Origin of the sequence: Sorangium sp. So ce296, assembly GCF_051529605.1 — a bacterium.
Classification (GTDB): Bacteria; Myxococcota_A; Polyangia; order Polyangiales; family Polyangiaceae; genus Sorangium; species Sorangium cellulosum_D.
The window spans coordinates 5931046-5955429 of the sequence record NZ_CP150325.1; the positions used below are offsets into that span (position 1 = coordinate 5931046).

The 24384-nt window shown below is 73.3% G+C and carries 19 protein-coding genes and 1 other RNA gene; 11 read left to right on the plus strand and 9 right to left on the minus strand.

Annotated elements, in window-relative coordinates:
• The first annotated feature begins 32 nt into the window (after positions 1 to 32).
• Positions 33 to 1505: a hypothetical protein gene (locus tag WME98_RS22090; RefSeq protein WP_437953074.1), complete on the plus strand. Its 1473-nt coding sequence runs from the start codon at positions 33 to 35 to the stop codon at positions 1503 to 1505.
• A gap of 88 nt (positions 1506 to 1593) precedes the next feature.
• On the opposite strand, the gene ffs is transcribed toward WME98_RS22090, so the two are convergent.
• Positions 1594 to 1683: signal recognition particle sRNA small type (gene ffs, locus WME98_RS22095), an RNA gene on the minus strand.
• 319 nt (positions 1684 to 2002) lie between these two features.
• On the opposite strand from ffs, the gene WME98_RS22100 reads away from it, so the two are divergent.
• Complete coding sequence (locus tag WME98_RS22100; RefSeq protein WP_061626241.1) at positions 2003 to 2791, plus strand: hypothetical protein; 789 nt, start codon at positions 2003 to 2005, stop codon at positions 2789 to 2791.
• Positions 2792 to 2848: 57 nt separating this feature from the next.
• On the opposite strand, the gene WME98_RS22105 is transcribed toward WME98_RS22100, so the two are convergent.
• Positions 2849 to 3772: a hypothetical protein gene (locus WME98_RS22105; RefSeq protein WP_437953075.1), complete on the minus strand. Its 924-nt coding sequence runs from the start codon at positions 3770 to 3772 to the stop codon at positions 2849 to 2851.
• 113 nt (positions 3773 to 3885) lie between these two features.
• Here WME98_RS22105 and def point away from each other — a divergent pair, with 113 nt between their 5' ends.
• Both def and WME98_RS22115 read left to right on the plus strand, forming a co-directional pair.
• Positions 3886 to 4461: a peptide deformylase gene (def, locus tag WME98_RS22110; protein ID WP_437953076.1), complete on the plus strand. Its 576-nt coding sequence runs from the start codon at positions 3886 to 3888 to the stop codon at positions 4459 to 4461.
• A 27-nt stretch (positions 4462 to 4488) separates the two neighbouring features.
• Positions 4489 to 6081: a bifunctional metallophosphatase/5'-nucleotidase gene (locus WME98_RS22115; protein WP_437953077.1), complete on the plus strand. Its 1593-nt coding sequence runs from the start codon at positions 4489 to 4491 to the stop codon at positions 6079 to 6081.
• A 55-nt stretch (positions 6082 to 6136) separates the two neighbouring features.
• On the opposite strand, the gene WME98_RS22120 is transcribed toward WME98_RS22115, so the two are convergent.
• The 3 genes from WME98_RS22120 to dnaK all read right to left on the minus strand — a co-directional run bounded on the left by WME98_RS22120 (position 6137) and on the right by dnaK (position 11022).
• On the minus strand, positions 6137 to 6562 hold the full coding sequence (locus WME98_RS22120; protein ID WP_437953078.1) for a TraR/DksA family transcriptional regulator: 426 nt from the start codon (positions 6560 to 6562) through the stop codon (positions 6137 to 6139).
• Between the two features lie 235 nt (positions 6563 to 6797).
• Positions 6798 to 8822, minus strand: coding sequence for a hypothetical protein (locus WME98_RS22125; protein ID WP_437953079.1), 2025 nt, complete (start codon positions 8820 to 8822; stop codon positions 6798 to 6800).
• Positions 8823 to 9105: 283 nt separating this feature from the next.
• Positions 9106 to 11022, minus strand: coding sequence for a molecular chaperone DnaK (dnaK, locus tag WME98_RS22130; RefSeq protein ID WP_020742081.1), 1917 nt, complete (start codon positions 11020 to 11022; stop codon positions 9106 to 9108).
• Positions 11023 to 11588: 566 nt separating this feature from the next.
• Here dnaK and rpmE point away from each other — a divergent pair.
• From rpmE to WME98_RS22155, 5 genes are all read left to right on the plus strand, one after another.
• A complete protein-coding gene (rpmE, locus tag WME98_RS22135; protein WP_012241637.1) occupies positions 11589 to 11795 on the plus strand; it encodes a 50S ribosomal protein L31 in 207 nt (68 codons plus the stop codon).
• Between the two features lie 315 nt (positions 11796 to 12110).
• Positions 12111 to 13259 carry a DUF1385 domain-containing protein gene (locus WME98_RS22140; RefSeq protein ID WP_437953080.1) on the plus strand — a complete coding sequence of 383 codons (1149 nt, stop codon included), beginning with the start codon at positions 12111 to 12113 and terminating at the stop codon, positions 13257 to 13259.
• Between the two features lie 60 nt (positions 13260 to 13319).
• A complete protein-coding gene (gene prfA / locus WME98_RS22145; protein ID WP_437953081.1) occupies positions 13320 to 14423 on the plus strand; it encodes a peptide chain release factor 1 in 1104 nt (367 codons plus the stop codon).
• A complete protein-coding gene (locus tag WME98_RS22150; RefSeq protein WP_437953082.1) occupies positions 14420 to 14983 on the plus strand; it encodes a hypothetical protein in 564 nt (187 codons plus the stop codon). The genes prfA and WME98_RS22150 overlap by 4 nt, the downstream gene beginning before the upstream one ends.
• 235 nt (positions 14984 to 15218) lie before the next feature.
• Positions 15219 to 15557, plus strand: coding sequence for a histidine triad nucleotide-binding protein (locus WME98_RS22155; protein ID WP_020742085.1), 339 nt, complete (start codon positions 15219 to 15221; stop codon positions 15555 to 15557).
• 21 nt (positions 15558 to 15578) lie between these two features.
• On the opposite strand, the gene WME98_RS22160 is transcribed toward WME98_RS22155, so the two are convergent.
• Genes WME98_RS22160 through asd form a run of 3 tightly spaced genes read right to left on the minus strand, consistent with a single transcriptional unit; the run spans position 15579 to position 20699 of the window.
• Positions 15579 to 17633 (minus strand): FAD-binding protein, encoded by a 2055-nt coding sequence (locus WME98_RS22160; RefSeq protein WP_437953083.1) that lies wholly within the window; start codon positions 17631 to 17633, stop codon positions 15579 to 15581.
• Positions 17634 to 17655: 22 nt separating this feature from the next.
• Positions 17656 to 19977, minus strand: coding sequence for a methyltransferase domain-containing protein (locus WME98_RS22165; RefSeq protein ID WP_437953084.1), 2322 nt, complete (start codon positions 19975 to 19977; stop codon positions 17656 to 17658).
• Positions 19974 to 20699: an archaetidylserine decarboxylase gene (asd, locus tag WME98_RS22170; protein WP_020742088.1), complete on the minus strand. Its 726-nt coding sequence runs from the start codon at positions 20697 to 20699 to the stop codon at positions 19974 to 19976. Before asd ends, WME98_RS22165 begins: the two co-directional genes overlap by 4 nt.
• 555 nt (positions 20700 to 21254) lie before the next feature.
• Here asd and WME98_RS22175 point away from each other — a divergent pair.
• On the plus strand, positions 21255 to 22097 hold the full coding sequence (locus WME98_RS22175; RefSeq protein WP_437953085.1) for an MBL fold metallo-hydrolase: 843 nt from the start codon (positions 21255 to 21257) through the stop codon (positions 22095 to 22097).
• A 32-nt stretch (positions 22098 to 22129) separates the two neighbouring features.
• Positions 22130 to 23635 carry a sigma-54-dependent Fis family transcriptional regulator gene (locus WME98_RS22180; RefSeq protein WP_044987206.1) on the plus strand — a complete coding sequence of 502 codons (1506 nt, stop codon included), beginning with the start codon at positions 22130 to 22132 and terminating at the stop codon, positions 23633 to 23635.
• Positions 23636 to 23746: 111 nt separating this feature from the next.
• Here the strand turns inward: WME98_RS22180 and WME98_RS22185 are convergent, their stop codons facing one another.
• Positions 23747 to 24352 (minus strand): hypothetical protein, encoded by a 606-nt coding sequence (locus WME98_RS22185; protein WP_437953086.1) that lies wholly within the window; start codon positions 24350 to 24352, stop codon positions 23747 to 23749.
• Between the last annotated feature and the right edge of the window lie 32 nt (positions 24353 to 24384).

The window sequence follows — 24384 nt, forward strand, 5'->3', positions numbered from 1 at the left end:
CAGCGCGGCGTGCCGCGCAGGAGACGTTCGTCATGATCAAGGCTTGGAATCAGGCAGCTCTCGTTTTGACCGCCATGGCCGCGCTCGGCCCGGCGGCGCTCGGGTGCGCGTCGGACCCTGAACCGACGAAGGGCGCGTGCCCGGGCGCGCTCACGGCCTCCGGCGCGTGCATCGGCGTCCCCGCCGGCGCGCTCTGCGGCGGCGACTTCTGCGCCGGGTCCGTCGATTGCGCCGAGGTGATCGAGGTCGCGAGCCCCGCGGCGCTCTCGCCGGCCGCCGCGGCGGCGGAGCCCGGGGCGTGCATCGCGCTCGGCCCCGGCACGTACGGCGCCGTCGATCTGCCGCCCGGCGTGAGCCTGCTGGGCAGGGGCGCCGGCTCCGTGACCGTGGCGGCGGTCTCGCTCGCGGCCGGCGACGGCGCCGTCCTCCGCGGGCTCACGGTCGGCGAGGGCGGCGTCGTGGTCGCGGCCGGCGCGCGGGCGCGGATCGAGGCGGTGCGCGTCGCCGGGAGCGCGGCCGACGGCGTGACGGTCGGCCTCGGCGCGACGCTCGACCTCGTCGACGCGGCGATCGAGGGCTCGGCGCGCTACGGCCTGAGCGTGTTCGACGCCGACCGCGTCTCGGTGGTGCGGTCCGTCGTCTCCGGCTCGCGGGGGCCGGGGCTGTGGGCGCAGTGCACCGGCGGCTGCGACTGCGAGGCGACGGTGGACCTCGAGGTCGAGGACGCGGTCCTCCGCGACAACAAGGTGGTCGGCGTGTCGCTCGTCGGGGCGCGCGCCTCGCTGTCCCGCGTCGAGGTGAGCGGCAACGGCCTGACCGGGTTCGACCCGAGCGGCGGCGTCTCCGTGTCCAGCTGCTCGAGCCTCGAGGCGACGTCCCTCAAGGTGGCCGACAACAGCGGCTTCGGTCTCCTGATCGACGGCGCGAGCGCGGCCATCGGCGGGGACGGCGCGGGGTTCGAGGTGAGCGGCAACCAGCCCGGGATCTGGATCCAGAACACGACGCCGGAGCAACCCGTCGCGCTCCGCGGGGGCGTCCTCGAGAAGAACAGGGCCATCGGCCTGGGCATGAGCGGCGAGGCGCGCGGCATCATCATCGACGGCATGCGCATCGCCGGGACCTTCGCCGACTCGGCGGTGGTGAGCGCGAGCGGCGAGCAGGCCCAGGAGGTCGTGGGCGACGGCGTGAGCTGGCAGGAGCGGGCGCAGGCGGCGATCCACGGGCTCGTCCTCAGCGGCAACGGGCTCGAGTCCATCAACCCGTCCATCGAGCCGTCGCGCCGGGCGAGCATCCTCATCGACGGCGACGTCGGCCGGGACAGCCGCCTCGGGGCCATCACGCTCGAGGGCGGCGACGAGGAGGCGGGCATCGTGCAGCAGCGCCTGGCCGCCGGCGGCGTCAGCCCGCTGCGGAGCACGGATGTCCCGCGCATCACGACCAGCCCGGACGCGCTCTTCTCCGTGCCCGTCGCGCCCATCGCGCCGGCGGCGCTCGAAGCGCCTTGATGCGCCGGTCGTGCCCGCGGCAGCGACCTGGCACCGGGCTCCGCGACCGCGCCCGAGGTGGGTGCGGGAGCGCATCGAGCCCACAAAAAGCAAGTGGGCCCGCCACACCCGCTTTCCGCTACCGTTGCTCCCTTCCGGGCCTGGCGGGGTTCACGGCGCGCTGTCGGCGGACCCATGAGGTCCAGGCGCTTTCGCCTGACGCACGGACTACGTAGTCGAACCTCGGCGCCGTGTCGAGCCTTATGAAGCGCGCCGTGACGCGCTCGTGAGCGCCACGGCGTCTCGGCCGCGCGACGAACGCCCGAGGGCCTGCCTCCCCGCGTTCTTCCGCCGAGGGCCATCCGGATGCAGTCGGAGCGCAATTCCCCCCGCGCGCGCGGGGGGGAGGATGGCGGGGGGGAGGATGGCGGGGGGGAGGATGGCGGGGTGGGTGGAGCCGGAGCGCGCGTCGCCCGGGACTTGCCTCGTTCGGGAAGCCCCGTACGCTTGGAGGTGTCGTGGATCCGTTCGATTCCGAGGACGAGGGGCGGAGCAGCCGGCTGATTCCGGTGCTGCTCTTCACCGGCTCCGCAGCGCTGGCCGCGGCCGCGCTCCGGTTCGCCTGGCAGCAGCCGGTGATCATGGCGGCGGTGCTCGGCCTGGTCCTCGCGTTCGCGGCGGCCCGCTGGCTCGCTCGCCGCAAGCTGCGCCGGCTGCTCCGCTCGGGCGACGTGCGCTCGGTGCTGCAGCGCTGGTCGCCGACGCTGCATCGCATCCCGCACCCCGCCACGATGGCGCCGCTCATGACGGCGACGGCGTTCGCCGCCTACGGCTGGGTCGAGAAGGCGCGGGCGGCCATGGCGGCGGCCGAGCGGGGGCCGGCGTGGGACGCGGCGCTCGAGCACCGGCTCTTCCTGGACACGCTCCTCTACACCTTCGAGGGCGATCGCGACGCGGCTCTCGAGCGCGCCGGTCGCCTGGAGCGCCTCCCGCTCCCGAACGTCAGCTCTCCTTTCCGCAACCGGGTGGTCACCTTGCGTGCGGCGGCCGGCGCGCTCGCCCGGGCCTTCGCGCACACGAGCGTGCCGGGCGACCGCGCGCTCCTGGAGCGCGCGAGCGAGGTCAGCCCGCTCGTCTTCTGGGCCATGCGCTACGCCGCGGCCGTCATCGCCATCGACGAGGGCGAGCTCACCCGCGTCGGGGAGCTGCTCGCCAACGCGCCGTCGTGGCCGCAGGAGTCGACGTTCCGCGCCTTCCACGACGAGATCGCCGATCGCGCCGGCCTCCCGCGCCCGGCGAGCGCGTAGCGCGCCCGGCCGTCGCGCGCGGGGCCGCGAGGGGCCCCGCTCGACCGAGGGGCCCGCTCAGCCCTGGAACAGCGTGCGGATGTAGCAGTACGCGCGCGCCTCGGGGGCGGCGCTCTCGGCGCCGTGCGGCGGGTCCGGCACGAACGCGCCGAGCGCGCCGAGCGCGCCGTCGATCGCGAACGTGCGCAGCACGATCCTCGCGCGCGCGCCCGCGAAGCACGGCTTGCGGTAGGCGACCTCGACCCTGCGGGCGAGCACCGCCGTGCCGTGCCCGTGCTGCGCGAGCCGCCGGAGCGCCGCCTCCGCGAAGAGCCGCGGGTACACGAGCGAGTTCACGTGCTGGTTGCCGTCCGTGTGATCCAGGCCGAACGCGATCGGGATCGGATCCAGCGTCGGCTCCGGGTCGAACGGCTCCGCGCCCGCCGGCAGGCCCATCAGCGCCTCCGGCGAGCGCCAGGCGTAGCGCTCCGGCGGGACCGGCGGCAGGTCCGGCGCGTCGAAGCGCAGCACCTTGCGCGCGCCGGGCTCGGCGAAGGGCCGCGTGAACACGTGCTCCGCGAACACCCGGCCGACCTGGATCGGCTCGCCGGCGCCGGGCGGCGGCGGGCCGTAGGTCCGGCTGCGGCGCGCGCTGGCCGAGAGCCACATGGCCAGGATCAGCCGGTTCACCTCAGACGCGGCGTCCTCCGTGCGCGCGAGCTGGTAGCTGCCCTTGAGCGCTAGCGGCTCCCGCGCCGCGACGGGGCCGTCGCCGCCCTCGATGATGAGGCGGGTGAGGATCGGGATGATCCCCTGCGTGGTCATCAGCGCCTCGACGGGGCTCGCTCGCAGGAGCTTCACCCAGATCGCGGGCCCGAGGCCGTGCGGCAGCGCGTCCAGCATCACCCGTCCGTTTTGGCTGACGTCTTCGAAGCGGAGGTGCATGACGGCGGTCGCCTGCTGCTGCTCGGGGACGTGGGGCTCGTCGGGGAAGTAGTGCATGGCTCCTCTCCATAGCTGACGCAAAAGCGCGCCGCATGGCCGCGCGCGTGGTCGACGATCGCGCGGCCCCGCGGGACGGGGGCGGCGGCGCGCGCGTATGGTACGATCGGCGCGTGACGCTCCTGAAAATCGCCCACATCGGCAACCCCGTCCTCAGGCAGCGAGCGCGCGAGGTCACGCCGGAAGAGCTCTCGTCTCCCGCCATGCAGGCGTTCATCGACGACCTGGTCGAGACGATGCGCGACGCGAACGGCGCGGGCATCGCCGCCCCTCAGGTCCACGCGCCGCTGCGCATCTTCGCGGTCGAGGTGCAGAACAACCCACGGTATCCGTACAAGCCCAACATCCCGCTCACGATCGTGGTCAACCCCGTGATCGAGCCGCTCACGCAGGAGACGTTCGAGAACTACGAAGGGTGCCTGAGCGTCCCGAACCTGAGGGGCGTCGTCGATCGGTACACCGAGATCCGCCTGACCGGCCTGGATCGCGACGGGAAGCCGATCGACCGCGTCGTGCGCGGGCTGTCGGCGGGCACCTTCCAGCACGAGAAGGACCACGTCGACGGCATGCTCTTCGTCGATCGCGTGAAGGATCCCCGCACGCTCTGCACGTGGGCGGAGTTCGACCGCTACCACAAGCAGCCCTTCGTCGAGCGCATCGTCCCGTTCATCCAGCGGATGGGCGGCTGAGGTGCCTCGCCGCGCGGAGCCTGCGCGATGCCCCTGAGCGCGGTGCCTGCGCGACGGCCCCGCGCCGCGCGCGCGCTCGCCGCGCTCTCGCTCGGCGCGCTGGCGCTGCTGCCCCTCTCCGCGTGCGATCCCAGGGAGGCGGCGACGGCCGCGAAGGCGTCGGCTCCGGCCGAGCGCGCTCCGGCGGCGGTCACCCTCCTCTACACGACCGACGAGCACGGGTGGCTCCTGCCCACCGCCGAGGGGGGCAAGGTCCTCGGCGGCGCGGCCGAGGTGCTGGCCGTGTGGCGCTCGCGCGAGGGCCATTGCGCGGGCCCGGCGCCCGGGGCTCCGCCCGATCTCCCGCCAGCGCCGGCCTGCGAGGACCCGTCGACGCTCGCGCTCTCCGGCGGCGACAACTGGACCGGCCCCGCGATCTCTTCCTATTTCATGGGCGCGCCGATGGCCGACGCGATGGCGCGGATGGGCTACGCCGCGTCGGCCTTCGGAAATCACGAGTTCGATTTCGGCACGGACGCCTTTCTCCAGAACCGGACACGGTCTCGCGCCACCTACCTCGCGGCGAACCTGCGCGTGACCGATCCGGCGCTCTCCGCCTTCGCGTTGCCTTCCTTCGCCGTGTTCGAGCGGCGCGGGCTGCGCATCGGCGTCGTCGGCCTCTCGACCTCGCGCACCCGCGAGGCCGCGACGGCGAGCCGCTTCGAGGGCATCGATTTCGAGGGCGAGGAGGCGGCGCTCGCGCGCGCCATCCCCGAGGCGTGGCGCGCCGCGCCCGACGCGCTCGTGCTCGTCGCGCACCAGTGCCAGGACGTGCTCGAGCCGATCCTCGCGCGTCACCCCGAGTGGCGCCTGTCCTTCGTCGGCGCGGGGCACTGCCACAAGAGGGCCGAGCTGCGCGTGGGCGGCGTGCCGCTCGTCAACCCCGGCTGGCGGCTGCGCAGCTACGCCCGCGTCTCGCTCGAGATCGACCCCCGCCGTCCGCTCCAGCAGCGCGTGCTGTCGGTCGCCGCGGAGGTCGTCGACGTGGCCCACCCGGAGGGCGCGCCCGCGGCCCCGCCGGACGAGCCGCTCTCCAGGGCCGCCGCAGGCTGGCAGCGCGCGCTGGACGCGGCGCTCGGCGAGCAGATCGGGTATTCGAGCGACGGAATGGAGCGCGACTCCGCCGAGATCCAGCGCTGGATCGCGGGGTCGTGGCGCGAGCAGCTCGGGGTCGACGTCGCGATCCTCAACAAGGACGGCATCCGGCAGGCCGTCCCCAGGGGGCCCATCACGAAAGCGACGGTGTTCTCCGTCCTCCCGTTCGACAACAAGCTCGTCATCTGCTCGCTGCGGGGCAGCGACATCCTCGAGACGCTCCGCCACCGCGACGCGGTGCTCGTCGGCCTATCGCCCTCGACCGGCGGTCGTTATGTCCTGCACGACGGGCGCCTCTTGGACGAAAACCGCCGCTACACCGTCGCGACGATCGATTTCCTCTACTACGGCGGGGACGGCTTTCGCTTCCAGGCGCAGGACCCCTCCCCGCAATGGACCGGCCTCGACTGGCGCGCGCCGGTGATCGCGTGGACCAAGGCGCTCGGCACGAGCGCGAGCGCCCCGCTGGACGCGCGCATCCGCTAGCGCCCGGCCGCACGCCCGCGCTCGGCGCGGGGCGTGCGGCGCGCTGGCGTTCGGCTCAGGAGCCGCCGCCGGTCCGCTCCTCGCGCTCGATCTGCTCCTGGTAGGCGACGCTGTAGCGCGCCCACGGGCGCAGCTTGAGGCGGCGGTACCCGATGGGCTCGCCGGTGCCCTCGCACATCCCGTAGGTCCCTTCCTTCATCTTGGCGAGCGCGCGATCGATCTCGGCGAGCACCCGGACGTCGCGCTCCAGGAGCTTCGACGTCAGCGAGGTTGCGCCTTCGGCGTTCGCCTCGTCCATCTCGTCGCCCACCTCCCGCGAGACGTCGCGCTCTGCGTGCTGCCGCTCGTCGATGTTGGCGACGAGGCTCGCCCGGCGCTCCTCGAGCGCCTGCTTGAGCTCGCTCAGCTGCTCCGGCGTCAGCTCGGGCAGATCGGAGTCGTCCGCATCGGGCGCCGGGCGGCGCACGGGCGGCCTCGGCATGGGGGGTGCCGTCGTGGCGTTCCCGGACGTCTCCGGTCGCGCCGGGCTCGTTCCGTCGCGACTCGCACCTTCACGGTTGTTCATGGTTTCCTCTCATCTCTTCGGGGAGCTGGGCAATTCGCATACCGGTCTTGAACGTGGGCGGAGGGCGCACGCGGCGCGTGCGTCCTCCGGAGGACACGACCGAGCAGGAGCGGCCACGCTGGGCTCCCGCTGTGATAGCGCATCCGCGGGCTTATGGCTTCGTGATGCCGGCCATCTGGAGCCCCGCCGCGAGGAGGGCGCCGATGTCCTCGAGCACGGGCTTGGACACGTTGATGGCGATCTCGGCGCGCGGCGCGGCGCCGCCCTGCTCCTGCGTCGTGATGAACATCAGCCCTTCGCCCTTGTGGGGGAGCTTCGCCAGCGCCTCTCCGAACCGCCGCGCCTCCGGCGGCAGCGCCATCGGCGCCGCGCCGGGGCTGTCCAGGGTCGTGAGGACGCTCTGCAGCGTGCGGGTGATCGGGGCGAGCGTCGAGAATCCACCCGAGACGAACTTCCCGGTCTTCAGCTTCTCGAGCCCCGGACGCGACGCGAGCGTGTCGGTGTCGGGGGCGCCCGCTTTCACCATGGCGAGCCGCCTCAGCAGCTCGCGCTTGTCGTGGCCGAACGCGATCCACGTCGTCTTCTCGTCGCCCATGAGGAGGAGGTGCAGCGTCACCGTGGCCTTGGGCTTCGGCTTGGCCTTGCCGGCGGGGGCCTGCGCCGCGTCGGCGTCGGGCGACGGCAGCTCGCTCGTGATCTGGATCTCGACGGCGAGCGACGTCTTCCCGAGCTCCTTCGGCGCCTGCACCGTCTTGACCGTCGGCAGGTCCTTCGGATCGACGTCGAGCTCCGGGAGCCGCTTGCGCAGCGCGGGCGTGTTGTAGGCGGCGACGGCGTTCTTCAGGTACTTGATGAGCGCGTCCGGCGCCTCCTCGAACCCGAACAGGTTCCAGCCGACGAAGCCGCCCATCATGCCGTCGAGGATCTCGTTCGGCGAAGGCTTGCCGGTCTTCGCGGCGGCGGGCGGCGCGTCGACGTACCCGTGCGCGGACACGCTCGGCGTCCGGTTGATGGGCAGCGACAGGACGTCGGCGAGCGCCTTGCGATCGGCGGGCTTGCCGATCTTCTCCTTCTCGAGCCACCCCTCGAGCATCTCGCGCAGCGTCTTCAGGATGCCGGTGTAGTGCGCCGGGTCGTAGCCGTGGTCGAAGAAGGCGCCGTGGCTGTCCTTCGGCACGCGCCAGTAGAGCGCCGGCGCGGGGGCGGCGCGGCTCGCGCCGTCGGCCATCGTCTTCGCGAGCCACGACGACTGGCCCCGCAGCTCCAGGGCCGCCGTGAGGTTCACGCAGGTCTGGTTGTCGACCTTCAGATCGACGATCGCCTTGCTCGCGTCGTTGATCAGCGCCTCGAGCTCCGCCTGGACGGCGGTGGTCGCGTCGGTGAGCGCCCGGTCGAACTGGGGCTGCCCGATCGAGAGCTGGCTCTGCGCGAGGATCGGGAGGCCGCCGAGCTGCTGCTTGGCCATGTCGCCGTACTTCGTGCTGAGCGGGACGAAGCGGACCTCGCCGTGGAGGTCGCGCGCCTCGGGCGAGAGCGTCGGCAGCGTGCGCGCGAGGTACGGCCCGAGCGTCGTCACGTCCCGGTCTCGATCGCCGCAGAGGAGCCGCGCCGGCGTCGAGCCCGCGGACGCGGCGAGGAAGCAGCTCGACGACGCGGGCTCCTTGCCGCCGATCTTCCACATGCCCGGCTTCACCTCGGTCAGGGTGGCGCCGGCCTCGAGCGCGCCCCTGGCCCGCTCCAGCGACGTGAGCCCGAGCGACACGGCCGCGACCGGGTTGCCTCGCTTCGAGCTGTCGTCGAGCGCGACGACGAGGTGGACCGGCGCGTCGAGCGCGACCACCGCGGCGAGCTGGTTCGCGTCGATCGAGGGGCTCACGAGCTCGCTCAGGACGCCCGCGGAGAGCCCCTGCGCGCCCGCCTCGGCGAGCGCCGGCGGCATCCCGGCGCAGGCGGCGACGCTCGACAGCGTGGCCGCCGGGTTGCTCCAGCGGAGCACGCCCACGATGTCGGCGGGCTCGGCGACCGGGGAGAGATCGAACGCGGGGCTCGCGGGCTGGGAGGGCCCGGCCTTGACCTCGCCTTGTGCTCCTGCCGGCGTGGCAGGCGTGGGGGCCGGCCCGCAGGCGACGGGACCGGCCATCAGGACCAGGGTGGCGAGCGGCAGGAGAGTTCGCATGAGCGCCGGTTATACGGCCCCCGGACATCCGAGTCGACGCCCAAGGAGCGCGCGGCGGGGGAGATGGCGGTCCGCGCCGCCTCGGAGGGTGAGGCGCGGCCTCCAATGCAAACGAGCGCGGACGAAGCCGCGCTCGTTGCTCGTTCATCGTTGTGCCAGCCGCGCCAGCACCCTCGGGGACGTCGGTCGCGTGAGTCGCGTGAGCCGCGTCGGTTACGTCGGTTACGTCGGTTACGCCGGTTGCGCCGGCGTAACCGCTCGAGGAGCGCTCACGCCGCGGCGATCAGTTCGACTCCTCGAACTCCGCGTCGATGACCGAGTCCTTCCCCTTGCCGCCGGCGGGGGGCGGCGGCTGGCCGCCCGCGGCGCCGGGCGCGGCGCCCCCGCCGTCCTGCGGCGGGCCGGCCTTCTCGTACATGACGCTCGCGATGCGGTGCGCCTCCTTCTCGAGCCGCTCCAGCGCCGCGGTCACGGCCGCGTCGTCCTGCTTCTCGATGGCCGACCGGCTCTCGGCGATGATCCCGTTCAGCGCCGAGACGTCGCTCTCCGGCAGCTTCTCCTTGTTCTCGCTGATCGTCTTCTCCAGCGTGTAGCAGAGGTTGTCGAGCTTGTTGCGCCGCTCGATCTCCTCGCGGCGTCGCTTGTCCTCGGCCTCGTGCGTCGCCGCCTCGCTGACCATCCGGTTGATCTCGTCCTCCTTCAGGCCGCCCGACGCCGTGATCGTGATCCGCTGATCCTTGCCGGTGGCGGTGTCCTTGGCGTGCACCGACAGGATGCCGTTCGCGTCGATGTCGAAGGTCACCTCGATCTTCGGCACGCCGCGGGGCGCCGGCATGATGCCTTCCAGGTGGAAGCGGCCCAGGGTCCGGTTGTAGCGGGCCTCGGTGCGCTCGCCCTGGAGGACGTGGACCTCGACGCTCGGCTGGCTGTCGGTCGCGGTCGAGAAGATCTCCTTCTTCTGCGTCGGGATCGTCGTGTTCCTCGCGATCATCACGGTCATCACGCCGCCGAGCGTCTCGACGCCGAGCGAGAGCGGGGTGACGTCGAGCAGCACGAGGTCCTTCACGTCGCCCGAGAGCACGCCCGCCTGGACCGCGGCGCCGACGGCCACGACCTCGTCCGGGTTCACGCCCTTGTGCGGCTCCTTGCCGAAGAACTTCTTGACCGTCTCCTGGACCAGCGGGATGCGGGTCGAGCCGCCGACCAGGACGATCTCGTCGATCTGCTGCGGCGTCTTCTTCGCGTCCGCGAGCGCCTTGCGGGTCGGCTCGAGCGTGCGCTCGATGAGCGGCCGGATCATCTGCTCGAGCTTCGCCCGGGTGAGCTGCTTCTGGAGGTGCTTCGGCCCCGAGGCGTCCGCGGTGAGGAACGGCAGGTTGATCGTCGTCTCCTGCACGTTCGACAGCTCGATCTTCGCCTGCTCCGCGGCGTCCTTGAGCCGCTGCACGACCATCTTGTCGTTCGAGACGTCGATGCCCGTGTCCTTCTTGAACTCGGCCGCGAGCCAGTCCATGACGAGGTGGTCGACGTCGTCGCCGCCGAGGTGGGTGTCGCCGTTGGTCGAGATGACCTGCACGACGTTGTCGCCGACCTCGAGGATCGAGATGTCGAACGTGCCGCCGCCGAAGTCGTAGACGGCGATGACCTGCTCGTTCTTCTTGTCGAGCCCGTACGCGAGCGCGGCCGCCGTGGGCTCGTTGACGATGCGCTTCACCTCGAGGCCGGCGATGCGGCCGGCGTCCTTCGTGGCCTGCCGCTGCGAGTCGTTGAAGTACGCGGGCACGGTGATGACGGCCTCGGTCACCTTCTCGCCGAGGTAGTCCTCCGCGGCCTTCTTCAGCTTCTGCAGGACCTTCGCCGAGACCTCGGGGGGCGACAGCTGCTTGCCGCGCACCTCGATCGATGCGTCGCCGTTCTTGCCCTTGCTGACCTTGTACGGGACGCGCTTCGTCTCGTCCTGCACCTCCTCGGCGCGGCGACCCATGAAGCGCTTGGCGGAGTAGATGGTGTTGGTGGGGTTCGTGACCGCCTGGCGCTTGGCGATCTGCCCGACGAGCACCTCGCCCTTGTCGTCCCAGGCCACGACGGACGGCGTGAGGCGCGAGCCCTCCTCATTCACGATGACCTTGGGCTCCTTGCCCTCCATCACCGCGACGACGCTGTTGGTCGTGCCGAGATCGATGCCGATGATCTTGCCCATGACGTTGAACCCTCCGAGGAATGTTTGCGCGACGGCTTGGTCGCCGCCGGGGGGGCGAGAAGACCCGACCGGCCAGCAGGGCCCGGCTGACAGCTGCCGCGAGCCCCTGCTCCAGAGCCGTCAAAAACCGCTGGGAATTCGGATACTTTCGCCGGATTTCGCGAGCTCGCTGGCTCGCGACCGCGAAACTAACCATGTGCATCCGAGCGTCAACGCCGCCTCTAGCAATTGTCGTGCGCGCGGGCCAGCCGGGCCGGACGCTTGACGGGCGCGCCCTCGGGCCACACGTAGAGCGTCCGCGTTCCGCGCCGTCGAGCGCCTCGAGCCGGCGCTCCGGTTCGAGGTGCCGCGTCGGTGCGGAGCGGCGGGCTCCGCCGGCCACGCCAGGACCTCTCCGGCCGCGCGATCTCCTCACGCAACCCGCGCCGAACCCCCGTCCCGGCAGACTCCGGCGCGGGAGCACGCCGCGGGAGCACGTGAAGACGCGGCGCGCCGGAGGGGCTTCTTGCGGTCCGAGACGCCCTGAGCTATAGGCGCCCTCCCTCGCAACACCCGAAGGACTCACCATGAAGCCCGGCATCCACCCCGAGTACAAGGCCTCCACGATCACCTGCGCGTGCGGCGCCGTCGTCGAGACCCGCTCCACCCGCGGCAGCTTCACGACCGACGTGTGCTCCGCCTGCCACCCGTTCTACACGGGCAAGCACAAGATCATGGACGTCGCCGGCCGCGTCGACCGCTTCCGCAAGAAGTACGCGACCGCTGGCAAGTAGGCGGGCGGCTCGTCCCCTCCTCGACATCCCTTCTTTACAGACACGCCCGTCACGCCGCCCCGCCCGGGGCGTGGCGGAGGCCCGCGCTCGTCCCGAGCGCGCTGGCCGGCCCGAGCGGCCGACCCGCGCAGCGCGAGCGGCCGAGACGGCGCGCGCCGGACGACGACGGACGACGGACGACGTCGCCCATCCACCTTTCGCGGCGCTGATCGGCCAGGCCGATGCGAAAGCCGTGCGATGCGCTAGATTGGAACGCGTATGAGCGATCAGCCTGCACGTCCGTATATCGGCGGCCAAGCGGTGATTGAGGGGGTCATGATGCGATCGCCGAGCTCGGTCGCGATCGTCTGCCGGCGCCGCTCGGGGGAGCTCGTGGTGCGCGAGCAGCCGATGACCGCGGTCTCCAAGGGGCCGCGCACGTGGCCGTTCGTGCGGGGGGTCGCGACGCTCGTGGAGTCGCTGCGCCTCGGGTCCCAGGCGCTCCGCTGGTCCGCCGATCTCTACGAGCAGGATCTGGCGGCCGAAGAGGCGGCCTCGGCCAAGGGGCCGGCCTCCAGGCGCTCGAGCGCCGGCTCGGCGAGCGGAGCGAGCCTCACCTCCCTGGCGCTCAGCATGGCCGCGATCGCGACGCAGGACGGCGAGCCCGCGCAGGTCGCGGGCGGCCCGGCGCCCGGCGGCAGCGGCGCAGACGGAAGCGACGGAAGCGACGGAAGCGACGGAAAGAAGAGAGGCGGGGGGATGGGCATCATCCCGATCCTCTTCGCGGTCCTGCTCTTCGTGGCGGCGCCTCAGGCCGGCGCCGAGCTGGTCAACAAGGTCTTCGGCCTCGGGCTGGAGGTCACGTCGCCGGGGTTCCAGGCGATCACCGGCGTGGCGAAGCTCGCCATCGTCGTCACCTACCTCCTGCTGATCCGCCAGATCTCCGAGGTCCGGCGCGTTTTCCAGTACCACGGGGCGGAGCACAAGGCGATCTCCACCTACGAGGCGCGCGAGGCGCTCGAGGTCGAGAACGCGCGCCGCAAGACGGCCATGCACCCGCGCTGCGGGACGACGTTCCTGGTGATGGTGGCGCTCGTGTCGATCGTCGTGTTCTCGGTGGCCGGGGCGTCCCTCGGTGCGTTCCTGCCCAAGCTGCCCGGCGGCCGGCTCGTCGAGAGCGTCGGCTTCTTCTTGATGAAGCTGCCGTTCCTCCCGCTGATCGCCGCGGTGACCTTCGAGATCCAGCGGCTCTTCGCGCGCTATTGCACCACCGGCCCGCTCCGCGTGCTGCTCTGGCCGGGGTTCCTGGTCCAGAAGATCACGACGGCGGAGCCGGACGACGCGCAGCTCGAGATCGCCCTCGCCTCGCTCCGCGCGACGCTCTGGCGGGAGGCGTCGGTGACCGCGCCGGTCCAGCCCGATCGGGTGTTCGCGGACTACTCCAAGGTGCTGGCCGACCCCGGCTACGCTGGCGCCCACGGCTAGCGCGCGCCGGCGCCGCCGCACGCCGCCGCCGTCCAACTCCGCGTCGTCTTCGGATTGCAGATGCTACCTATCGCGAAACTCGAGGCGGTCCAGCGCCGCTTTCAGGAACTCGAGCACCTCATGTGCAGCCCGGCGGTGCTCTCCTCCCCGGCCGAGCTCCAGCGGCTCAACCGCGAGCGGACCGAGATCGAGCCCGTGGTCGTCGCCTTCGCGCGGCTGCGGGACGTCGACCGGCGCATCGCCGAGGACCGCGAGGCGCTGAGCGATCCCGACCTGTCCGAGCTCGCCCAGGCGGAGCTGCCCGAGCTCGAGACGGAGCGGGAGCGGCTCGCCAGCGAGCTCGAGGTGCTCCTCCTGCCGAAGGACCCGAACGACGCGCGCAACACCGTGATCGAGATCCGGAGCGGCGAGGGCGGCGAGGAGGCGGCGCTCTTCGCCGCCGACCTCTTCCGCATGCTCTGCCGCTACGCGGAGACGAAGCGGTGGAAGGTCGAGGTGCTCAACCTGAGCGAGGCCTCGGCCGGCGGCTACAAGGAGGTCGCGGCGCTGATCTCGGGGCAGGACGTCTACTCCCACCTCCGTTACGAGGGCGGCGTGCACCGCGTGCAGCGGGTCCCCACGACGGAGACGCAGGGGCGGATCCACACCTCGACCGCGACCGTGGCCGTCCTGCCCGAGGCGGACGAGGTCGACGTGCACATCGACGACAAGGACCTGGAGATCTCGATCGCCGCGTCGGGCGGCCCCGGCGGGCAGGGCGTCAACACGACGAACAGCGCCGTGCAGATCAAGCACCTGCCGACGGGCATGATCGTGAAGTGCCAGGACGAGCGCTCCCAGCTGAAGAACAAGGCGAAGGCGATGAAGGTGCTCCGGAGCCGGCTGCTCGAGATCGAGCAGCGCCGGCAGGAGGAGGCCCAGAGCGCGGAGCGAAGGACCATGGTCGGCACGGGGGAGCGCGCGCAGAAGGTGCGGACCTACAACTTCCCGCAGAACCGCGTGACGGATCACCGGATCGGCCTCACGCTGCACAAGCTCGACAAGATCATCGAGGGGGATCTCGACGAGCTCATCGGCGCGCTGCGCACGCATCGTCAGGCGGAGCTCCTGCGGCGCGGCGGGCTCTCGGGGCCCGCGGGCGGCTCGTTGGAGCCCTTGACGTGAGGGGGACGCCGCCCATCGATCTGGAGGCGCTGTTCGTCGCGCTCGTGCTGGCGCCGTCCACGTTCTCGCGGAACCGTTTTTATTCGCTCTACGCCGATCCCGAGGCGCGCCGGGTGCGGCGGCGGGCGGCGCTGCTCAGGAGCATCGTGCGGCAGCTGGTCGGCGGCGCGGGCCGCGCCGGGCTCGCGCCCGCGGCGAGCGGCGGCGCGCTCCTCACCTACGACGTGCCGTCGCTCGGGCTGAAGCGCACCGCCGCGCTCGACGACCTCGAGCTCGCCGTGCTCCGCATCGCGGTCGCGCGCGGGACGGTCCCCCGCGCCGTGCAGCAGGACGGCGGGGGCGCCGCGCCGAGCCCGCCGTCGGGCGCCGCGCTGCCCGACGACCTGCTCCCCGAGCCGGCGGACTCCTCACGGATCGAGCGAGCGCTCGCCCGGCTGCTGCCCAGGGAAGGGCAGGGCGGCGCGCTGGAGGCCCCCGGCCAGGGAGAGCCGGGAGAGCCGGACCCGGCGACCCGGGCGCTGCCCCGCGACCGGGAGCGGCGCGATACGCAGGCGCCGTAGTACCGCGGGTCGGAAATCCCGCGGGGGATCTGCCTCGCGAGCGGAGGGAGATTTCAACGCAAGGGCGCCAAGGGCGCAAAGACGCGAAAATATTCGTCTTTTTGCGCCTCTGCGTCTTTGCGCCTTTGCGTTGAGATCTCTCTCCGGCTCCCTGCCCGGACTGCTGGTGGGTGGAGCTGGCGCTGCGTGATAGGGGTTCCTGACGCGCGGTACGACGCGGTACTAGGAGGCGACCATGTGCATCTTCTGCAAGATCGCGAACAAGGAGATCCCGTCGAAGGTCGTGCTCGAGGACGAGCACGTCCTCGCCTTCCACGACCTGAACCCGCAGGCGCCCACGCACGTGCTCGTCATCCCGAAGCGCCACATCGCCGGGATCGCCCAGGCCGCGCCCGAGGACGAGGCCGTCCTCGGGCGGCTGCTGCTCGCCGCGCGGCAGGTCGCAGAGAAGACCGGCATCGCGGAGGGCGGCTTCAGGACCGTCGTGAACAGCGGCGCGAACGCCGGCCAGACCGTCTTCCACCTCCACGTCCACGTCATCGGCGGCCGGCCCATGGCCTGGCCCCCCGGCTGAGACGGCCAGCGCCGGCGCCGCTCAGCGGACGTCGCGGGCGGCGCTCACCACGGCGTCGAGCCACGCCGCCTCGGCCTGGCCGAGCGGCGGCTGCCGCGGCAGCGAGGTCGGCAGCGCGCGCGGCCGCGACGCGCCGTGGGCGCGCAGGTGCACGGACGTGACGGCGCCGACGCGCCCGCCCACGCCGAGGAACAGCGCGAAGAGATCCGGGCCGACGGCGCGCCGCGGGGCGGGGCGCACCGCGAGCTCGGCGCCCGACGCGAGCCGCGCGGTGAAGCCGGCGACGAGGTGATCGACCGGATCGCTCCACGGATCCGGCGCGCCGGGGGCGCCCGCCGCGATCCACGCGTCGAGCGTGAGCTCGCGCGAGGCCGCGTCGAAGTCGAGCCCCAGCGTGAGGCCGCGCTGCTCGAGCGCGCGCTCGACCTCGCCGAGGCGAGCCTCGCCGGCGGCGTGCACGAGCAGCGCGTCGCGGTCGATCACGGGCGACGGGGGGGGCGGCGGCACCGGGCGGCGCGCGGCGCGGGCGGCCTCGCGCGGGAGCAGGTTGCCCGGGTTCATGATGCCGGCGGGGTCGAAGACGCCCCGGAGCGCGTGGACGACGTCGGCGCCGAGGCCGAGCTCGGCGCCGAGCCGCGGCGCCTTGCTGCGGCCGACGCCGTGGTGGTGCGAGAGCGTGCCGCCGGCGTCGATCGCGGCGTCGAGGGCCGCCCGCCAGGCCGCATCGTACTTCGCCTCGGCCGCCGCCACGGTCGGCGCGCTGCCCGCGAAGGTGAAGTAGATGCTGCAGCCGTCCGGGTAGGCGTGGGACAGGTGCGCCATCACGAAGACGTGGCGCCCGAGCGCCCCGCGCACCGCGCGGTAGAGCGCGTCGAGGCGCGACCAGGGCGCGGCGACCTCCATCGTGTCGCTGAACGCGCCGGCCATGAAGACAGGCGCCTGGCGGTAGCTCACGCTGTAGCGGTGCGCGAGCCAGTGGCGCGCCGGCTCCTCGCCGAGCGGCCTGGCCCCGGCGCGCCCGGCGATCGCCGCGGCGCGGGCGAGATCCTCGGCGCTCGCGCGCGCGGTGCCTTCGAAGATGAGGATGAGCGTCGCGCCGCGGAGCACGCGCGACCCGACGGCGTCCACGGCCTGGTTGAGGAGCCCCGGCGCGCGCAGGAGGCCGCGCAGCACGGCGGCGCCGGTGCCCGGGCCCCGCGCGCCGCGCGCTCGCGCGGCCGGCCCCTCGGTCGGCTCGTCGCCCGCGCCGGCGTGGCCGCGCTGCCGGCGCACCGCGCCGAGCCGGGCCATGAAGGAGTCGAACGGGTCGTAGAGCCGCGAGACCGCCGGGCGAAGGCCGGCCTGGAACATCTCGCGCATCGCGTTCCACCCGGCCTCCAGCGTGGGGAAGGAGAAGGCGGCGAACGCGCGCGCCGGCGGGGCGGGGTGCAGCCGGAGCGTCGCGGCGGTGACCACGCCGAGCACGCCCTCGCTGCCGATGAGGAGCGGCGTCAGATCCGGGCCGCGCGTCCGCCGATCGAAGCGGACGACCTCGCCGCGGCCGACGACGCACTCGAGCGACGCGACCATGTCCTCGATCTTGCCGTAGAGCCCCGAGCACTGGCCGGCGCTGCGCGCCGCGACCCAGCCGCCCACGGTCGAGCAGAGGATCGACGACGGGAAATGGCCGAGCGTGAAGCCCTCGGCGTTGAGCTCCTCCTCGAAGCGGATGCCGAGGGCGCCGGCCTCGATCTCGACCGAGGGGGCCTGGCGATCGAGCGAGCGGCGGCGGGAGAGCCGCTTCAGATCGAGCACGACCGTGCGGTCGTCCGGCAGGACGCCGCCGCACACGCCCGAGCCCGCGCCGTACGGCACGAGCGGGAGCCCCTCGTCCGCGCAGAAGCGGACCACCCGGGCGACCTCCTCGGTCGACGCCGGCCAGAGGATCATCCCGGGCCGGTGCTCGGCGATGCGGCCCTCCGTGACGGCGAGGTGGTGCCGCGGCCAGAGATCGCGGGCGTAGGCGATCTGATCGACGGGGGAGGCGCTGGCCGGGATCCCCGGCAGCGCGCGCGAGATCGCGGCCTCGAAGCGCATGCGTCAGGAGCCCCCTAGCGCGTCAGCTGCGCTCGGCAAGGATGATGAGCCGCGGCGACTCCGAGCCGAAGAAGACGCCCGGGTGCGCGGGGTGGCCGGTCACCTCGGTGACCTTGAAGCCGGCTTCGTGGAGCATCTTGCCGAGCTCGTGCAGCCCGTAGAGGCGGATCGAGTAGTCGATCTCGCGCGAGCGGCCGTCCTCGAACATGACCGTGCGCTTCACCTTGAGCCGGCTCGTGAAGAAATCGACCTGCATCTCATCCATGCAGACGCAGCCGTCCCCCTCGAACCAGACGAGGCTCGGCTGGCGGGACGCGACGTAGTCGCGGTTCACGATGTCGAGCAGGAGCATGCCGCCCGCGCGGAGGGCGCGGCGGATGCGGGCGAGCACGTCCGCGTTCTTCTCGTCGTCGAAGTAGCCGAAGCTCGTCGACCAGCAGTAGACGCCGTCGAAGGTCTCCTCGAACGTCATCTCGCGCATGTCGCCCTGGAGGAAGTTCAGCTTCTGGCCGCGGTCCTGCGCGTCGTCGGCGGCGCGGGCCAGCATGGCGAGCGACAGGTCGAAGCCGACCACGCTGTAGCCGCGGCTCGCGATCTCGATCGCGTGGCCGCCCGCGCCGCACGCGAGGTCGAGGATCACGGCGCCCTTCTCGACGCCGAGCCGCTCCTCGATGAAGTCGACCTCGCGGCGAACCACCTTGCTGTCGATCTTGTCGAGCGTGCGCAGGAAGTCGTCGCCGAAGAGCTCTTCCCACCACGGGCGCTTGCGGCGCGCGGCGGGCTCGGTCGACGGGCCGGAGTTCGACTCGAGATCGAGCGGCTTGGCCGCGGGCTGCGCGGGCGGAGCGGAGATGCGCGCCGAGGGATCGCCGTGCGGCGGCGGCACGGACACCGGCGGAGGCGGCACGGACGTGAACGTCGCGAGATCCGGCGAGGCGAGCGCCTGCGCGCGCGGGCGCCGCGGCGGCGGCGGCGGCGGGGGCGGCGGCGGCGGCTTCTTGGGATGCGCCGCCTGGGCGTCGGCGCGGGCGGCCCGGCCCTCGTCGGTCAGCTCGGGCTCGACCTCCTCCAGCTCGACCTCGCTGCTCTTCGGCGGCAAGGTGATGCGCGTCGGGTCGGCCGGCTGCTGCTCGCCGCCGCCTGCCCCGGGCGGGGCGCTCGTCGCGTTGGCCCTGGCCTCGTCGGCCAGCTCGAGCTCGGGCTCGACCTCCGTGAGCTCTTCCGGGCTCGACCCGGGCCGCCAGTCGAGCGGGCGCGCCTCGATCTCCGGCGCCGACGGCTGGGGCCGCCGGGGCTCGGGCTGGAGGGCGTCGAAGGCGGCGTCGCGCGCCGTCGGCGGGCCCTCCCCCGGGCCCTCCTGGTACGGGTCGAGGCCCAGCACGGTCTGGCGCGAGTCCGGCCCGCTCCGGAACTGGAGCGGCGGCCACTCGTGCTCGGTCGGGTCGGTCAGCAGCGGCGGCCTGGCGGGCTCGGGCTGCGGCTCGGCCTGCGAGGTGACCGGCGGCAGGTTCGACTCGATGCTGAGGATCTGGAGCGGCCGGATCACCGCGACCGAGTCCGGGTCGATGATCAGCCCCGGCGTCGGCATCGGCGGCACGCTCGAGGACTTCGGCGACGGCCGCGGGACCGCCCGCGGCGCGACCAGCTCCGCCAGGTTCGGCGGCGGCGCCGGCTTGCTGGCGGTCTTGGGCACCTCGATCGCCGGCTCGCTGGGGGGCCTCGCGGCGGCGCTCAGCCATCCGTCGTCCTCCACCTCATCGAGCCCCAGGGATCGCGGCGTCGCCGTGTCCGCTTGCGCGACGCCCGAGTCGAGCGCGGCGCCCGAGTCGAGCGCGGCGCCCGGATCGTCGCCCTGCTGCGCCGCGTCTCCGGGCACGTTCACGAGCCGCCGCGAGCGGCGGCGCGCGATCTTCGCGCCGTCGCCGCGCTCTGCCTCCGTGGCCCGCTCCACCTCTGCGGCCAGCGATTGCCAGGCCCGCCTCGAGGTGGGCGTGGCTGGCAGGGGGGTGCCGTGGCGCGAGCGCTCCGTCGGCGGCCCGGCGATGCGCGGATCGAGATCGAGGTCCGGGATCTCCGAGGGCGGCCGGCTGGAGCTCCCGTCGGCCATGCCCGGGATGACGTCGAGGCGCGGCAGCGGCGTGGTGGTCGCGAGCTGCGGGCGCACGCTGGGCGTGCGCTCGGGCCGCGGAGCGACGGACGAGCGCGCGGGGAGCGAGCCCTCTCCCTGCGGCGCGAGCGCGGCCGCGTTCCCTGCCTCGCCCGGCGGGGGCGCGCCGGACTCTCCGGAGGCGCCGCCTTCCTGGGCGGCCTGGGCCAGGGGGTTGCGCGGCCGCTCGCTCGTCATTGCCTGCCCCCTCCGTCCATCGGCTCACCGTAGAGGACCGGCCCCGGAGCCCTGCTCCAGGGGGGCGACACCCCGCGCTCGACGAACAGGACCGCGGTGGAGCCGAGGTGGAACTTGCCGATCTCCTCGCCGCACGCGACCGGGAGGGCCGGCGAGATCGGGTGCACGCCGAGCGGCACGTCGCGCGCGTCGACGGCGCTCACCGTGATCCGTCCGACGATCATCGCGCCCACCATCACGACCGTCACGCGCCCCTGGCGCTCGGTGTCGATCACGATCGCGACGCGCCGGTTGCGCGCGAACAGGCCCGGGATGTGGCGCTCGCCGATCGCGTTCACCGGGAACAGCTCCCCCGGCATCGAGCGGATGAGGCTCACCTGGCCGGCGACGGGCGAATGGACCCGGTGGTAGTCGCGGGGGGAGAGATAGACGACCGCGAACTGCCCGCCGTCGTAGCGCGACGCCTCCGCGGGGTCGCCCACGAGGTCCTCCACGCGGTAGGGCTGCCCCTTGATGAGCAGGCGCCCGCCCTCGGTCACGGGGCCGAGCGACTCGATCCGGCCGTCGGCGGGGCTGGTGATGGCTCCGGGATCGGAGCAGACAGGGCGCATCCCCTCGCGGAGCTTGCGCGTGAAGAACGCGTCGAAGCTCTCGTAAGGGCTCGTCAGCACCTCGGCGGCGTCCATGTCGACGCGGTACGCGCGCGCGTAGAGCTTGACCACCGCGTTCAAGACGGCGGCGGGTGCTCTGGCGTCGCAGAGGCGGCCAACGGCCCGGGTAATGCGCTCTCGCGGAAGCACCCGCAACAGCTGTGCGGCGGCGTAGGTGGCAACGGTCATTGTGCGGAGCGGCGGTAACAATGCGGGAAAGAGAGCGGTGCAGGAATGCTAGGCCTCGGGACGGACCTCGGTCAACGCTCGGGTCAGGCGAACCTTTCCGCGCCGGCGCGGTCCCCCCATCCAGCGAAGGAGCTCAGCCTTGACGCGACGCGCGACGCTCAGCGCGATCCGTGGCGCGACGAAAGGCCCGTCCCCCGCGCTCCACGTTTCTCCACGTCGCCGCGAGGGCGTCAACCGCGAAGCGCCGCCCCACGCAAATGGCGGCGCGAGCGCCGACAGACCGCGCCGGCCGCGCGCTCCATTCTGAAGCGCCGATCCGGACCCGGCGCTGCAACTTCGATCGGCCCGGCCGGGGGCAGCAGAAAAGCGAAGCGATTTCAAGTCCCTGCGCCCTGGCACGCCGCTCGCTGAAGGGAGCCCAGGAGGCACGCGACGACGATGGAGATCAGGTTCTGGGGGGTTCGCGGGAGCATCGCTTCGCCTGGGCCGGAGACGGCGGCGGTGGGCGGAAACACCAGCTGCGTGGCGGTCCGCTGCGGATCGACGCGGCTCATCCTCGACGCCGGGACGGGCGTTCGCAAGCTCGGAGATGCCCTGCTCCGGGAAGGGCCGGTGGAGGCGACGGTGCTGCTCTCCCACCTGCACTGGGACCACATCCAGGGCCTGCCGTTCTTCGTGCCGGCGTACCTGCCGAGCTCGAAGCTGTCGATCGTGGGCAGCGCGCACGGGGCCGGGACCCTCCGCGAGGCGCTCTCGGCGCAGATGGCGGCGCCGAGCTTCCCGGTCCGGCTGGACGAGCTGGGCGCCCAGATCGCCCTGCGCGAGGCGCGGCCGGGCGAGGCGTTCGACGTGGGCGAGGTGCACGTGCGCACCGCCAAGCTCAACCACCCGGGCGGCGTGCTCGCCTACCGCCTCGAGCACGCGGGGAAGAGCCTCGTCTACGCGACCGACACCGAGCACTACGCCTGCGTCGATCCGGCGCTGCGCGCGCTCGCGGACGGCGCCGACGTGCTCATCTACGACGCGCAGTACACCCCGGAGGAGTACCGCGGCGACGCCGGGCGATCGAGGGTCGGATGGGGGCACTCGACGTACATCGCGGGCGCCGAGATCGCGCGGGCGTGCGGCGCGCGTCAGCTCGTACTCTTCCACCACGACCCGCAGCGGACGGACGCTGGCGTCGCCGAGATCGAGCGCCTCGCGCGTGAGCTCTTCCCTGCCTCGGTCGCCGCGCGCGAGGGGCTCTGCATCGACGTCGAGGCCGTCGCGCGGGCCGCGTGATGACGCGGGTGACGACAAGGGCGGCGACCTCTATGCTGGATCCTGCTCCGCTATCCATGTCGCGCCTCTCGCTGCTCGTCGATCTCGCCTCCCTCCTCGCCCGGGAGGTCGACTTCGACGCCCTCCTCGGCACGGCGTGCGAGCGGCTCGCGAAGGCGCTCCGCGCCGACCGCGCCACGATCTGGCTCGTCGACGCGGAGCGCGGCGATCTCGTGACGCGCGTCGCCGTCCTGCCCGAGCTCCCCGCGCTCAGGCAGCCGCTCGAGCGCGGCATCGCGGGGCACGTCGCCAGGACCGGCGAGGTCGTGCGCGTCGACGACGCGGCGCGCGATCCGCGCTTCGATCCGTCGGCCGATCGGGCGACGGGCTACACGACGCGCTCGATGCTCGTCGCGCCGATCCGCGAGGACGCCGCCGCGCCGATCCGCGGCGTCGTGCAGCTGCTGAACCGCGCGGGGGCGCCCTTCGACGAGGAGGACGAGCGCTACCTCGTCGCGCTCGCGACGCAGCTCGCCCGCGCGCTGCTCTTGACGACGCTCCGCGCGGCCGAGGGCGGCGGGCCGGGGGTCGTGCTGCAGGGGCCGTTCAACCGGATCGTGGGCCGCAGCGAGCGGCTGGCCGCCGTCTACGAGAAGGTCCAGCTCGCGGCGCAGACCGACGCGACCGTGCTCCTCCGCGGGGAGACCGGCACCGGCAAGAGCCTGTTCGCGCGGGCGATCCACGTCAACTCGCGGCGCCAGACGCGGCCCTTCGTCACGGTCGACTGCACGACGCTGCCGGCGCAGCTCGTCGAGAGCGAGCTCTTCGGCCACGAGCGCGGGGCGTTCACCGGCGCGGACCGGCGCGTGCCGGGCAAGGTCGAGCTCGCGGAGGGCGGCACGCTGTTCCTGGACGAGCTCGGGGATCTGCCGCTCGACATCCAGGGCAAGCTCCTGCGCTTCCTGCAGGATCGCTCGTTCGAGCGCGTCGGCGGCCGGCAGACGCTCCGCGCCGACGTGCGCGTCGTGTGCGCCACGCACTGCGACCTCGAGCGCGCGGTCGCCGAGGGCCGCTTCCGCAAGGATCTCTACTACCGCGCGCGCGTCGTCGAGATCGACCTGCCGGCCCTGCGCGAGCGCGGCCCCGAGGACGTCGAGACGCTGGCCCGCCACTTCGCGGACGTCTACGCGACGCGGTACGGCAGGCCCGCGCCGCGCTTCGATCTGGACGCGCTCCGCCACATCCGCGCCCACACCTGGCCGGGCAACGTGCGCGAGCTCGAGCACTGGGTGGAGAGCGCGATCGCCCTGGCGCCGGACGGCCGCATCTCCGCCGGGCACCTCCCGGCGCGCCGGCGCGGGGGCGCCCCGCCGCAGGCCGCCGCGGGGCCCGAGGGCGACGATCAGGTCGCGCTGCCGCTCGGCCTCACCCTCGACGAGGTGACGCGGCGCTACGTCGAGGCGATGGTCCGCGCGTGCGAGGGGAACAAGACGGAAGCGGCGAAGCGGCTCGGCGTCGGCAGGAACACCCTGGCGCGCGCGCTCCGCACGAAGAGCTGAGGCGGCCGCGCAGGCGCCGTCGGTGAGCCAGCCGCGCCGGCGCCGCCGGCGAGGCGCCTGCGCCGGGCGAGGGCCCGCGCCGGGGCGCCTCGGCGCGCCGGGAGGCCTGCGTCACTCCGGGTTCAGGCGGAACCAGAGGCCGACGCCGACGATCCCCGCGACGTAGGACGCCCGCCACCTCTCGATGGAGTCGACCCTCACGTGAGGGCGCTCCAGGACGGCGTGCAGCTCGAGGAAGCTGCGCAGCTCCAGGTGGCGGGCGAGGCGCCACGCGGCGCCCCCGCGCAGGCCGGAGGTGATCATCCAGGAGAGCTCGCCGCCGTACGTCGGCTTCAGGCTCCTGTCGACGTCCGCGGCGACGGCCCCGGTCTGAAAGGAGGTGCACACGAAGACGGCCTCCTCGTGCCTGCAGATCGACATGAGCCCGAGGCCGGCGGTGCTCTCCGGCCCCACGAGCGAGGCGGCGCTCGGGCCGCGGCCCAGCGCCCGGAGCACGCGCGCCTCGACCGACAGGGACGCGTCGAGCCAGCGGAGGGAGGCCTCCACCGAGGGGCCGATGCTCGCCGCAGGCAGCAAGCCGAACGCCAGCACGGACGACGCGCCGAGCTCGCCGACCCTGCGCGGCGCCGAGGAGGGCGGCGCGTCGTCGGCGCGCGACCGAGCCGGCAAGGCGAGGCTCAGCGCGACGACGAGGGCGATGCGATCCAGGTTCGGCACGCGTGCGACCGTAGGGGCGCGCTCCAGCGCGA